At 67.4% G+C, this 12,850-nt stretch carries 13 protein-coding genes; 8 read left to right on the top strand and 5 right to left on the bottom strand.

Annotated features, from left to right (window positions below; all coding sequences use genetic code 11):
* Positions 1–15: 15 nt before the first annotated feature.
* Positions 16–1,599, bottom strand: a complete 1,584-nt coding sequence (gene purH, locus AC5P7R_RS08680; protein ID WP_478436053.1) for a bifunctional phosphoribosylaminoimidazolecarboxamide formyltransferase/IMP cyclohydrolase — start codon at positions 1,597–1,599, stop codon at positions 16–18.
* Positions 1,600–1,822: 223 nt separating this feature from the next.
* Between purH and AC5P7R_RS08675 the strand changes: the two genes are divergently transcribed.
* The 6 genes from AC5P7R_RS08675 to AC5P7R_RS08650 are packed head-to-tail and all read left to right on the top strand — an operon-like array spanning position 1,823 to position 7,623.
* Positions 1,823–2,440, top strand: a complete 618-nt coding sequence (locus AC5P7R_RS08675) for a CDP-alcohol phosphatidyltransferase family protein (protein WP_207049533.1) — start codon at positions 1,823–1,825, stop codon at positions 2,438–2,440.
* A gap of 34 nt (positions 2,441–2,474) precedes the next feature.
* The gene (locus AC5P7R_RS08670) at positions 2,475–4,226 is read left to right on the top strand and encodes a bifunctional alpha/beta hydrolase/class I SAM-dependent methyltransferase (RefSeq protein WP_478436052.1); all 1,752 of its coding nucleotides are present in this window, start codon (positions 2,475–2,477) and stop codon (positions 4,224–4,226) included.
* Entirely contained in the window at positions 4,226–5,554 is a 1,329-nt protein-coding gene (locus AC5P7R_RS08665) for a phosphatase PAP2/dual specificity phosphatase family protein (RefSeq protein WP_180877945.1), read from the top strand. Before AC5P7R_RS08670 ends, AC5P7R_RS08665 begins: the two co-directional genes overlap by 1 nt.
* A complete protein-coding gene (locus AC5P7R_RS08660; RefSeq protein ID WP_058978822.1) occupies positions 5,551–5,988 on the top strand; it encodes a hypothetical protein in 438 nt (145 codons plus the stop codon). Before AC5P7R_RS08665 ends, AC5P7R_RS08660 begins: the two co-directional genes overlap by 4 nt.
* 13 nt (positions 5,989–6,001) lie before the next feature.
* Entirely contained in the window at positions 6,002–6,631 is a 630-nt protein-coding gene (locus AC5P7R_RS08655; RefSeq protein WP_021203255.1) for a lysophospholipid acyltransferase family protein, read from the top strand.
* Entirely contained in the window at positions 6,628–7,623 is a 996-nt protein-coding gene (locus AC5P7R_RS08650; RefSeq protein ID WP_478436051.1) for a phosphatidate cytidylyltransferase, read from the top strand. The genes AC5P7R_RS08655 and AC5P7R_RS08650 overlap by 4 nt, the downstream gene beginning before the upstream one ends.
* A 130-nt stretch (positions 7,624–7,753) precedes the next feature.
* On the opposite strand, the gene fis is transcribed toward AC5P7R_RS08650, so the two are convergent.
* From fis to prmA, 3 genes are all read right to left on the bottom strand, one after another.
* The gene (fis, locus tag AC5P7R_RS08645) at positions 7,754–8,029 is read right to left on the bottom strand and encodes a DNA-binding transcriptional regulator Fis (protein WP_005419706.1); all 276 of its coding nucleotides are present in this window, start codon (positions 8,027–8,029) and stop codon (positions 7,754–7,756) included.
* Positions 8,030–8,143: 114 nt separating this feature from the next.
* A complete protein-coding gene (locus AC5P7R_RS08640) occupies positions 8,144–8,914 on the bottom strand; it encodes a DUF3426 domain-containing protein (RefSeq protein ID WP_021203257.1) in 771 nt (256 codons plus the stop codon).
* 42 nt (positions 8,915–8,956) lie between these two features.
* Positions 8,957–9,877 (bottom strand): 50S ribosomal protein L11 methyltransferase, encoded by a 921-nt coding sequence (gene prmA, locus AC5P7R_RS08635; RefSeq protein WP_026347109.1) that lies wholly within the window; start codon positions 9,875–9,877, stop codon positions 8,957–8,959.
* A gap of 163 nt (positions 9,878–10,040) precedes the next feature.
* On the opposite strand from prmA, the gene AC5P7R_RS08630 reads away from it, so the two are divergent.
* The gene (locus AC5P7R_RS08630; protein WP_021203258.1) at positions 10,041–11,006 is read left to right on the top strand and encodes a hypothetical protein; all 966 of its coding nucleotides are present in this window, start codon (positions 10,041–10,043) and stop codon (positions 11,004–11,006) included.
* The gene (locus AC5P7R_RS08625) at positions 11,003–11,377 is read left to right on the top strand and encodes a hypothetical protein (protein WP_010481078.1); all 375 of its coding nucleotides are present in this window, start codon (positions 11,003–11,005) and stop codon (positions 11,375–11,377) included. Before AC5P7R_RS08630 ends, AC5P7R_RS08625 begins: the two co-directional genes overlap by 4 nt.
* A gap of 96 nt (positions 11,378–11,473) precedes the next feature.
* On the opposite strand, the gene accC is transcribed toward AC5P7R_RS08625, so the two are convergent.
* A complete protein-coding gene (accC, locus tag AC5P7R_RS08620; protein WP_021203259.1) occupies positions 11,474–12,841 on the bottom strand; it encodes an acetyl-CoA carboxylase biotin carboxylase subunit in 1,368 nt (455 codons plus the stop codon).
* Positions 12,842–12,850: the final 9 nt, after the last annotated feature.

Genomic DNA, 12,850 nt, shown 5'->3' with positions numbered 1-12,850 from the left:
GCTTGGTGATGCGGATCAGTGGCGGAAGTGGCGCACGCCGGTGAACACCATGGCCAGGCCATGTTCGTCGGCGGCGGCGATCACTTCGGCATCGCGCATCGAACCGCCCGGCTGGATGACCGCCTTGATGCCGGCGGCAGCGGCGGCATCGATGCCATCGCGGAACGGGAAGAACGCATCGGAGGCCATCACCGAACCTTCCACCACCAGGTTCGCATCGGCGGCCTTGATGCCGGCGATGCGGGCCGAGTACACGCGGCTCATCTGCCCGGCACCGACACCGATGGTGCGGTTGTCCTTGGCATAGACGATCGCGTTGGACTTGACGAACTTGGCTACCTTCCAGGCGAACAGCAGGTCGGTGAACTGCTTGTCGGTCGGCGCCAGCTTGCTGACCACCTTCAGCTCGTCGCGGGTCATGCCGCGGTTGTCCGACGACTGCAGCAACAGGCCCGAGCCGACGCGCTTGCTGTCGAAGTTGTTCAGGCCATCACCATGCGGGATGCGCAGCACGCGCACGTTGGCCTTCTTCTGCGCGTACTCCAGCGCGGCCGGCTCGTAGTCCGGGGCAATCAGCACTTCCACGAACTGGCGGTCCAGGATCACCTTGGCGGTGGCGGCGTCCAGCGGCGTGTTGAAGGCGATGATGCCGCCGAAGGCGCTGGTCGGGTCGGTGGCGTAGGCCAGCTCGTAGGCATCGCCGTTGCCGGCACCGACGGCCACGCCGCACGGGTTGGCGTGCTTGACGATGACGCAGGCCGGCGCATCGAACTGGCGCACGCATTCCCACGCCGCGTCAGCATCGGCCAGGTTGTTGTAGCTCAGTTCCTTGCCCTGCAGCTGCTGGAACGTGGCCAGCGTGCCCGGCACCGGGTACAGGTCGCGGTAGAACGCGCCGCTCTGGTGCGGGTTTTCGCCGTAGCGCAGGTCCATCACCTTCACGAAGGTCGAGTTCATCTGTGCCGGGTACTCGGCACGCACCGGCACGGCGGCGTCGGTGGCGGTGACCGCCGACAGGTAGTTGCTGATCGCCGCGTCGTACTGGGCGACGCGGTTGAACGCGGCCACCGAGAACGCGAAGCGGGTGGCGGCCGACAGCTGGCCGTCGTTGGCGTCCAGCGAGGCCAGCAGTTCGGCGTACTGCGACGGGTCGGTGGCCACCGCCACGCGGGCGAAGTTCTTGGCTGCCGAACGCAGCATGGCCGGACCGCCGATGTCGATGTTCTCGACCGCGTCGGCCAGGGTGCAGTCGGCCTTGGCGGTGACCGACTCGAACGGGTACAGGTTCAGCACCAGCAGGTCGATGGCACCGATGCCATGCTCGGCCATCACCGCATCATCCAGGCCCGAACGGCCCAGCAGGCCACCGTGCACCATCGGGTGCAGGGTCTTGACCCGGCCGTCCATCATTTCCGGGAAACCGGTGACCTCGGCCACGTCCTTCACGGCCAGGCCCGCATCGCGGATCGCCTTGGCGGTGCCGCCGGTGGACAGCAGCTCCACGCCGCGTGCCGCCAGCGCAGTGGCCAGCTCGACCAGACCGGTCTTGTCGGAAACGGAGAGGAGGGCCCGGCGGACGGGCAACAGATCAGCAGTCATGGGACGGAATCGGCAGCGGAGCGGGGCCGATATTGTAGGCGGTGGGGGCCCGTGGCGGGCGCTGGAAGGGGTAATTTGCCGTGGCAATCGGCGTAAGGCCGGGTCGGGCACACCGATCCGGCCCGATCCGGAGTCTGGGCTGCGGACCAGAGCCGGGTTGTCGGAATCTGCCAACGATGGGGTAGGCTGTGCCCGCACTGCCAAGGATCAGCGGGTACGGATCATGTCGATCTATGCATTGAAGGGACGTTTCCAGGACCTGTTGCGTCCAGCCGTACGCGGTCTGTTCCGCATGGGGATCACTGCCAATACGGTGACCGTGGCCGCTGCCGTGGTCTCGCTGCTGGTGGCCGCGGCCGTGTGGTGCTGCGCGCCTGCCCAGCCTCTGCTGTATCTGCTGCTGCCGTTGTGGATGCTGCTGCGCATGGCGCTCAACGCGGTGGACGGCATGCTGGCGCGCGAATTCGGCCAGCAATCGCGGCTGGGCGCCTATCTGAACGAATTGTGCGATGTGATCGCCGATGCGGCGCTGTACCTGAGCCTGCTCAGCGTACCCGGCGTGCGCCCGGAGGCGCTGTGGCTGCTGGCCTGGACGGCGGCGCTGAGCGAGTACGCCGGCGTGCTGGGGCTGATGGTCGGTGCCAGCCGCCGCTATGACGGCCCGATGGGCAAGAGCGACCGCGCCTTCGTGATCGGTGCGCTGGGCTTGCTGCTGGCCTTCGGCTGGGGCGGTGCACTGACGGCCAGCGGCGTGGCTGCAGCCATGGCAGTGTTGTGCGTGCTGACGATGATCAACCGCGTCCGTCGCGGACTGCGGGAAGCGGCGGTTTCGCCGAATTAATCAAGCAGATACAAAAAGACAATCAGGAGATTGCATGCGTCAGGCGCAGGAACGGGAATTCCACAGCTTCGACCAGGTACCGCTGTTCTACCGGTACTGGGCGGGCACCACCGCAACCGCGGCCACCAAGGCCATCGTGCTGCTGCACCGCGGCCACGAGCACTCCGGCCGGGTCACCCACCTGGTCGATGAGCTGGACCTGCCCGACACCGCCTTCTTCGCCTGGGATGCGCGCGGCAATGGCCGTTCGCCGGGCGCACGTGGCGATGCACCGGGCTTCCCGGCGCTGGTGCGCGACCTCGATAGCTTCATTGCCCACATCGGTGCCCAGCACGGCATCGCGGTGGAAAATATCGTGGTGATCGCGCAGAGCGTGGGCGCGGTGGTCGCCGCGACCTGGGTGCACGATTACGCGCCGCGCCTGCGTGCGCTGGTGATGGCTTCGCCGGCGTTCAAGGTGAAGCTGTACGTGCCGTTCGCGCGCCCGGGCCTGGCCTTGATGCAGAAGCTGCGCGGCAACTTCTTCGTCAACAGCTATGTCAAGCCGCAGTGGCTGACCCATGATCCGGCGCGGGTGGAAAGCTACCGTACCGATCCGCTGATCACCCGGCCGATCTCGGTGCGCGTGCTGCTGGGCCTGTACGAAGCGGCTGACCGCATCGTCGCCGATGCGCAGGCCATCAGCGTGCCGGTGCAGCTGCTGGTGTCCGGTTCGGACTTCGTGGTGCACCGTGGCCCGCAGGATCGCTTCTATGAACGCCTGTCCAGCCCGATCAAGGAGCGGGTGCATCTGCCGGGCTTCTTCCACGACACGCTGGGCGAGCGCGATCGGGCACCAGCACTGGCGCGCATCCGCAGCTTCATCCAGGCGCGTTTTGCCGAGCCGCTGCGCGAACTGCCGCGGCGTGACGCGCACCGTCATGGACCGACCTTCGAGGAATCAGAGATCCTGGCGTGGCCACCCGAACGCAACAGCCTGGCCGACCTGCGCTGGCGCGTGGTGCGCGGCGGCCTGCGCTTCGGTGGCACGCTGTCCGAAGGCATTGCGCTGGGCCTGCAGACCGGTTTCGATTCCGGCAGCACGCTCGACTACATCTATCGCAACGAAGCGCGCGGCAAGGGCCCGCTGGGCCGCATGGTCGACCGCAATTACCTGGACGCAATCGGCTGGCGCGGCATCCGCATCCGTGGCCAGCACCTGCAGGAACTGCTGCGCGATGCTGCCCAGCGCCTGCGCGGGCAGGGCACGCCGGTGCGCGTGCTGGACGTGGCCGCCGGCCATGGCCGCTATGTGCTGGAAGCGCTGGGCCAGGTCGAACAGCGCGCCGACCGCATCGTGCTGCGTGATTTCAGCGATCTGAACGTGACCCAGGGCCAGGCCTTGATCGAGCGCCTCGGTGCAGCCGACATCGCCCACTTCGAGCAGGGCGATGCGTTCGATCCGGCGCAACTGGCGGCGGTGGACCCGGCGCCTACGCTGGCGGTGGTATCGGGCCTGTACGAACTATTCCCCGACAACGACGCCGTGCTGCGCTCGCTGCAGGGCATCGCCGCAACCGTACCGGTGGGCGGCTACCTGGCCTACACCGGCCAGCCCTGGCACCCGCAGCTGGAATTCATCGCCCGCGCGCTGACCAGCCATCGAGGCGGCGCCGCGTGGGTGATGCGCCGCCGTACCCAGCAGGAGATGGATGAGCTGGTGCGCCTGGCCGGGTTCGAGAAGGTGGCGCAGCGCATCGATGACTTCGGCATCTTCACCGTGTCGCTGGCGCGCCGGACCGCGTGATGGCGACGCTGGCCGCAACCCCACTGGCCGCGGAAGGGCGCCCCTGGCGGCGCGCCCTGCTGTGGCTGGCGCTGCTGGGTCCGTTCTTCTTCGCCAGCTACGGCTTCGCCAACTGGATGGCTGGTCGCCATCCCGAACTGCCGGTGATGGCGTTCGCCTGGGAGACGCGCATTCCCTTCGTGCCGTGGACGATCGTGCCGTACTGGTCGATCGACCTGTTCTACGCGGTCTCGTTCTTCCTGTGCCGGCAACGTCTGGAACTGGACCGGCATGCGCTGCGGCTGTTCAGTGCACAGCTGATCGCGGTCACTTGCTTCCTGCTGTGGCCGCTGCGCTTCAGTTTCGAGCGGCCGGAGATCGGTGGCGTGTTCGGTTGGCTGTTCGATGTGTTGCTGGGCTTCGACAAGCCGTTCAACCAGGCGCCATCGCTGCACATCGTGCTGCTGATCGTGCTGTGGGTGAAGTTCGCGCAGTATCTGCACGGCGTGTGGCGTTGGGTGCTGCATGTGTGGGCGTTGCTGATCGGCGTCTCGGTGCTGACCACGTTCCAGCACCATTTCATCGATATCCCGACCGGCCTGCTGGCCGGCTGGCTGTGCGTCTGGCTGTGGCCCGAGCAGGGCACGCCGCCACTGCGGGCCTGGCGCACGGCGCGTGATCCAAAGCGCTGGCGTCTGGCCTCGTTCTATCTGCTGGGCGCGGGGGTGCTGCTGGTGCCGGTGGTGGTGCTGGGGGGCACGGCGCTTTGGCTGCTGTGGCCGGTGGTGTCGCTGCTGCTGGTGGCGCTGGCCTATGCCGGGCTGGGTACGGCGGTGTTCCAGAAACGCGCCGATGGTCGCCTGACCGTGGCCGCGTGCTGGCTGCTGGCGCCGTACCTGGGTGCAGCCTGGATCAATTCGCGGCTATGGACGCGGCGTGTGCCGCAGCCGGTGCCGGTGATGGACGGCGTGTGGCTGGGGCGCATTCCCGACGGCGCGTTGCCGCCGCCACTGTCGGGCGTGGTGGATGCCTGTGCCGAGCTGTCCTGCCGCGCGCCAGGCGCGGCGTACGCCAGTGTGCCGATGCTGGACCTGGTAGTGCCCACGCCGGAGCAGCTGCGCGAGGCAGTCGAGGCCATCGAGCGGCTCCATGCGCACGGACCGTTGCTGGTGTGCTGTGCGCTGGGCTATTCGCGCAGTGCGGCCAGCGTGGCCACCTGGCTGCTGCGCAGCGGTCGTGCGGCCGATGCTGACGCTGCGGTCGCGATCGTGCGTGTGGCACGCCCCGGCATCGTGCTGGGCGCGGCGCATCTGCATGCCATCACCGCTGCAGCAGGAGCGCGCGCATGAGCACCGTTCCCGATCTGGCGACCATGCAGCTGCTGCTGCGGCAGGGGCGTTGGCCGGCATGCCTGTCGCTGGGCCTGTTGCTGGTGGCGTTGCTGCTGCTCGGCATCGAGACGGGGCTGGCGATGATCGCTGCCGGGCTGTTGCTGCTCAGTGTTGCCGCGGGCATCGCACAGGCCTACCACGCGTGGCGTGTGGGGCTGGATGCCAACCTGCTGCAGCTGCTGCGCGATGAGGGCCTGCACGACGAAGCCGCCGCGCGCCGCACCGATCAGCTGCTGCACGACAGTGGCCTGCGCCGTGCCTCGCCCGCTGCACAACTGCGCGGCTGGGATGCGCGTTGGGCCGGCATGCGCCGCCTGCTGCTGCGCCAGTACCTGCTGACCGCAGTGCAGTTCGTACTGCTGGTGGTGGCCGTGTTGTGGCCGCAGACGTGAACGGGAGGGACCGATGCTTGCCGAACTGATTGCCCGCGCCTGCAGTGGCGCGATCCATGTGGTGACCGGCGCCCGCGCGCTGTGGATCGGCTGTGCGCCGTCCAGCGAGCGTCGCGTGTACTACGGCAACCATGCCAGCCATGGTGACTTCGTGCTGATCTGGTCGTCGATGCCACCGGCATTGCGACGGCAGGTGCGCCCGGTGGCCGCGGCCGAATACTGGCAGCGCGACGGCCTGCGTCGCTACCTGATCGACGCGGTGTTCAACGGTGTGCTGGTCGAGCGCGAGGCCGGGCATCGTCAGCAGGATCCGCTGCAGGTACTGCGCGAGGCCGTGGACGAAGACTGCTCGCTGATCCTGTTTCCGGAAGGCACGCGCAATGTGGGCGATGAGCCGCTGCTGCCGTTCAAGAGCGGCATCTACCACCTGGCACGGCAACGACCGGAACTGGAGTTCGTGCCGGTGTGGATCGACAACCTGAAGCGGGTGATGCCCAAGGGCCGGTTCCTGCCGCTGCCGCTGCTGTGCACGGCCACCTTCGGTACGCCGCTGCGGCTGCAGGCTGACGAGGACAAGGCCGCCTTCCTGGCCCGCAGCCGACAGGCGCTGCTGGACCTGGCGCCGAATGGAGGTCGTGCATGAGTTTCGTGCTGGATGTATCTGGCGATCTGGCAACGCAGAGTGTCGGCCAGCAGACCGGCCTGCTGTTTGCCGGTGTGGGGGCGGTGCTGGTGCTGGCCACGCTGGTGGCCGAGACCCTGCGCTGGCGCCAGCGCGGCCAGCCCAGTGCAGTCATCGCCAACCTGGTGTCACGCATCCGCGCCTGGTGGGTGATGGCGATCGTGGTCGGGCTGGCGCTGTTCTTCGGACGTGCCGGGGTGATCGTGCTGTTCGCGATCATCTCGCTGTTCGCGTTGCGCGAGTTCATCACGCTGGCGCCGACCCGCTCGGGCGACTACTACGCGCTGCTGGCCGCGTTCTACACCGTCCTGCCGTGGCAGTACTACCTGGTGTGGATCGACTGGTACGGCATGTACACGCTGCTGATTCCGGTCTATGCGTTCCTGTTCCTGCCGATCCTGTCGACCATCGGCGGTGACACCACGCACTACCTGGAGCGGACCGCGAAGGTGCAGTGGGGCCTGATGATCTGCGTGTTCTGCATCTCGCACGTGCCGCTGCTGCTGAACCTGCACGTGCCGGGCTACGATCCGGCGCGCAACGTATTGCTGTTCGCTTTCCTGGTGATCGTGGTGCAGTCCTCGGACGTGCTGCAGTACATCTGGGGCAAGCTGCTGGGCAAGCATCTGATTGCGCCGAAGCTGTCGCCATCGAAGACGGTGGAGGGCTTCGTCGGTGGCGTGCTGAGTGCCAGCGCGCTGGGCGCAGCGCTGTGGTGGATCACCCCGTTCACGCCGCTGCAGGCGTTCGGCCTGTCGCTGCTGATCAACCTGATGGGGTTCTGGGGCGGCCTGGTGATGTCGGCGATCAAGCGTGATCGTGGCATCAAGGACTGGGGCCACATGATCGAGGGCCATGGTGGCATGCTCGACCGGCTGGATTCGGTGTGCTTCGCCGCGCCGGTGTTCTTCCACGTGGTGCGGTATTACTGGAAGGCGGGCGGCGGCGGTTGATTCTGCCGGCTTCCATCCACGCATGGCGTGGATCTACCGGTAGTGCCGGCCGCTGGCCGGCAACTGCAACATCGTGCCATCGTGCATCATTGGGTTGCCCGCCAGCGGCTGGCGCCACCCACGCGCGCGCTTACGCGCTGATGCCGTATTCCTTCAGCTTCTTGCGCAGGGTGGCACGGTGGATGCCCAGCATCGCCGCGGCGCGGCTCTGGTTGCCTTCGCAGTGGTTGAGCACTTCCACGAACAGCGGGATCTCCATCTCGCGCAGCACGATCTCGTAGACATCGTCCGCATCGCAGCCATCAAGGTCACGCAGGTAGCGGCGCACGGACTGGGCGACGTGTTCACGCAGCGGTGGCCGGGGAGCGCCACGACTGTTGTCAGGACGAGAAAGGACAGCGTTCAAGGGGGTTCCCGATTCGGTTGGCCCGTGCGCGCGGAGCGCGCGGCCGGACGAGGTGGTGGCGGCCAGTCTAGCGCGAGCGTGCCCAGCCTGCCACGGCTGGTCGCCTGCCCCCGGTCAGAGAAAGTCGAAGGTGAATGCGACGGTGGACGCAGCGGGCTCCTGTACCCGGAACGCGACGCGCGCGCTCTGGCCCGGTTCCAGCAGGGCTGCGCCGGGGTTCTCACCCAGGTATTGCGCGGGCGTGAACACGCCGCTGCCGATCACCCGGCCATCGGCATCGGACAATGACAGCCGCAGGTCCGGCCACGCCTGTGCCCAGCGCGCATCATTGCGGATGCTGGCCTGCACCTGCAGCACGCCGGCCTGGCCTGGCAAGGGGCGGATCTCGCGGCTGGTCATGGTGAACGCAGCGGGCTCGTGCCAGGCGGGCAGGCTGCAGCGCAGCACGCCACACAGTGCACCCAGCCATGCGCGGTTGCCGGCGTCGGCAGCCAGCCGCGCACGGTCGGCCAGCACACTCTGCAGGACCAGCAACAACGCCAGCCCGGCGACCAGCAGCCAGTGCCAGCGGGGGGCTGGCTGCGTGCGCTGGCGTGCGCTGCCGAGGAAGCTGGGGGCATCGCTGGCGACCGCTGTTGCCTGCACCGCGGCCAGCGCCGGTTCGATGGCTGCAGCTTCAGCAACGATGACAGCGTCATCGTCGTGTCGCATTTGTGTGGCCGGTGGTTGCGCCAGATTGCTGGGCTCGGCCTGCACCTGCTCCACAGGCGTTGTCTGCCCGGTTTGATCCTGCATGCGCGGATCGGACGCAGGCGCAACCTCACCTTCCGGGGTCTTGCGCAGGAAGGTGGCCAAGGGGCGGCGGGGTGGGTTCGGCTCGGACATGCTCAGGGCGCGGGCTCGGATCCAGCGGTCATTCAACCACGATCAGGCGCGGCGCACGCCAGTGATGCGCATCCAGTCGCCGTCCTGGGTGGCCTGCAGATCATCGAACCAGGCCGCGTAGCGCTGCAGCAGTTCGCCTTCCTGGCCATGCAGGATGCCGGACAGGGCGATGCGGCCGCCGGCGGCGACGCGTGCGGCCAGCAGTTCGGCCAGCGCATCCAGCGCCGAGGCGAGGATGTTGGCGACCACGATCGGATAGGTCGCGGCCGGTTCGTCCTGCGGCAGGTACACGTGCATGCGGGCCTGTTCGCCGTTGCGCTCGGCATTGTCGGCGGTGGCGACCAGCGCCTGCGGATCGTTGTCCACGCCGATGGCTTCAGCGGCGCCCAGCTTCAGCGCGGCCAGTGCAAGGATGCCCGAGCCGCAACCGAAGTCGAGCACGCGCTGGCCCTGCAGCAGGCCATCCACGGCCAACTGGTCCAGCCAGCGCAGGCACAGTGCGGTGGTCGGGTGGGTACCCGAACCGAACGCCAGGCCCGGGTCCAGCCGTACCACGGCGGCGTCGGCGGCCTGTGCGGCGTCGGGCAGTTCGTGATTCCACGGCACGATCCAGGTACGGCTGCCGAAATCCATCGGCTGGAACTGGTCCAGCCAGGCGCGTTCCCAGTCTTCATCCTCGACCGCGCGGAAGCTGCCGCTGCTCCAGTCCAGTTCTGGATCGAAGGATTCCAGTGCGGCCAGCAGCAACAGCGCGTTGCTGTCGGCGGGGAACAGCGCGCTCAGCACCAGGGTGTCCCACAGCGGGGTCTCGCCCACGCCTGGTTCGAGAATGGCCTGTTCGTTGCTGGTATCGGCCTCGGCATCGAGCAGGGTCACGGCCAGTGCACCCACGTCCTCCAGCGCATTTTCATAGCGGGGCTGGGTGGCTTCGGTGCAGCGCAGGGTCAGTTCCAGGAACGGCATGGTGGTGGGGGCAATCGCGGGAAAGGGGGCCATGCTAGACCATCGGAGCGTCTCCGTATTGCCTGAGATGCTGTGCCTGGATGAACGAAGCCCGTTCAGACAGGCCCGTCGGGCCTTGCTAAACTTCGTGCTTTCCTGTGTGCCGTATCGCCCGCCGCCGCCGATGGCCTTCGCTCCTACCCTGAAAACCTGGTTGCTCGTGCTGCCGGCCGTGGCCGTGCTGGGCGTGGCCGGTTATCGGGCCAGCGGCCATGCTCCGGCTTCTTCGGTAGCCTCGGCGGATCTGGCGGTTGGGGGGGCGGCCACTGACAGTGCGGCACCGCTGCCGGTGATGCCGGAGGCGCTCGCGCGCCGGCTGGCACCCTTCGAGCGTGGCGGTGCATTGCCGTCCGGGCTGCCCCTGGATATCCGCGCTGATCTCGAAGAGGCCACCGACCTCTACGCCTATGCGCAGCGTTTGCGTGCGCAGGCGGACGAAGGCAATCACGAGGCGCGCTGGATGCTCAGCCGTGTCTACGACTATTGCGCGCAGTATGCGGTCGATCCGGGTGGCTACCGCCTGGACAACAACGTGCTGGCCGGATTGGGCCTGACTGCCGCACCGGCGATGGTGCAGGCGCGCGAACGCGTCGCGCAGCGTTGCGGCGGGTTCGTGCCGGGCGACAAGCTGGGCACGGCCCTGGTGCTGTCCGAACGGCGCAAGGCGGCTGCACAGGGCAACCTGGCTGCCGAGGCTGCGCTGTTCGCCGAGGGCGAACCGCTGCAGGACAGCCCCGAGTACCGCCGTGACCTGGTTGAACGGGTGCGCACCTCGCGTGACCCGGAGGCCTTCATGGCCATCGCACCGGGGATGGGCGTGCGTGCCTCGGGTGACCGCGCGCTCAGCGGGCTGGTGGCGGGCGAGCAGCTGAGTGAACTCGCATGGCGGCTCGCGGCCTGCGAACTCGGTCTACCGTGTGGGGCAGACAGTGTGCTGGTCAACAGTTTTTGTGCGAACGGAGGGATCTGTTCGCAGGATGGTACGCAGGATTTCCGGGATTTCGTGTATGACGCTGCGGTATCGCGGCAGGGCGCTGGGAAGATGAAGGAATGGATCAAGCGATTGGTTGGAAAGAGGAACGAGCAATGAACTACCGCCGATTCCTGCACGGGGCCAAGTTCTGGTTCTGGGTGGCCCTGTTCGTGGCCTACTCGGCCGGCGCCGTTGGCCTGTTGATGATCGATACCTATGAAGATCGCTACCGGCATCTGTCGAAGGTGGAACTGACTACTGTGAAGGCGCAGGAAGACGTGCGCCGTGCCGGTGCCAGCCAGGTGGCTGCGGTCTATCGGGCGCAGAGCGGCATGCCGTTTGCGTCGCTGCCGGCGGGCAGCACCTTCCAGGTGGTGTGGCCGGATGGTTCGACCGAGACCATGGTGATCGTCGACCCGACCTCGCCCAACGGCGTGCGTCCGCTGGCGAACTCGCAGATCCCGGCCGAAGCTGCCGACAAGCGCTGATGCGCCTGCTGTAGCACCGGGCATGGGCTCGGCGCTGCAGCAATGGAAAAGGGCGGGGATATCCCCGCCCTTTTCATGTCCAGCACGCGGCGCCGATCAGGTCAGTGCGATCGGCTTGTTCTTGCGCTCGGCAAGACGCTTTTCCAGGTAGTGGATGTTCTGGCCACCGGCCTGGAAGCCCTTGTCGCGCATGATCCGCTGCTGCAGCGCGACGTTGGTCTTGATGCCATCGACCACCATTTCGCTCAGTGCCACGCGCATGCGGGCAATGGCGGTTTCGCGGTCCGGGCCGTGCACGATCAGCTTGCCGATCATCGAGTCGTAGTTCGACGGCACGCGGTAGCCACTGTAGATGTGGGTGTCCACGCGCACGCCGGGACCGCCCGGCGGATGGAAGCCGGTGATGGTGCCCGGGCTCGGCACGAAGGTTTCTGCATCCTCGGCGTTGATACGGCATTCGATGGCATGGCCGGTCAGCACCACGTCACTCTGCTTGATCGACAGCTTCTGGCCGGCGGCGATCTTCAGCTGCTCGGCCACCAGGTCGATGCCGGTGACCATTTCGGTGACCGGATGCTCCACCTGGATGCGGGTGTTCATCTCGATGAAGTAGAAGCGGCCGTCCTCGTACAGGAACTCGAAGGTGCCGGCGCCGCGGTAGCCGATGCGGATGCAGGCTTCCACGCACACCTTGCCGATCTGCTCGCGCTGCTCGGCGGTGATGCCCGGTGCCGGCGCTTCTTCCACCACCTTCTGGTGGCGGCGCTGCATCGAGCAGTCACGCTCGCCCAGGTGGATGGCGTTGCCCTGGCCGTCGGCCAGCACCTGGATTTCCACGTGGCGCGGATTCTCCAGGAACTTCTCCATGTAGACCTCGCCATTGCCGAACGCGGCCTTGGCCTCGCTCTTGGTGGTTTCGATCGAGGTCTTCAGCGAGGCTTCGGCGTGCACCACGCGCATGCCGCGACCACCGCCACCGCCGGCCGCCTTGATGATGACCGGGTAACCGATCTCGCGGGCGATCTTGGTGTTGGCGACGATGTCATCACCCAGCGGGCCGCCCGAACCGGGCACGCACGGCACGCCGGCGGCCTTCATCGCGCGGATGGCCTCGACCTTGTCACCCATCATGCGGATGGTGTCGGCCTTGGGGCCGATGAAGATGAAGCCGGACTCCTCCACGCGTTCGGCGAAGTCGGCGTTCTCCGAAAGGAAGCCGTAGCCCGGGTGAATGGCCTGGGCGTCGGTGACTTCAGCGGCGGCGATCAGGGCCGGGATGTTGAGGTAGCTCTGCGGCGACGGCGCCGGACCGATGCAGACCGACTCGTCGGCCATGGCCACGTGCTTGAGGTTGCGGTCGACCGTGGAGTGCACGGCCACCGTGCGAATGCCGAGGGTGTGGCACGCGCGCAGGATGCGCAGCGCGATCTCCCCTCGGTTGGCGATGACGACTTTGTCGAGCATGGCGTGCCC

It is taken from the genome of Stenotrophomonas sp. YJH_SMC_27 (assembly GCF_059369815.1).
Note: the sequence above shows the minus strand (reverse complement) of the source record. Positions and strands in the feature narration are given on the sequence as shown.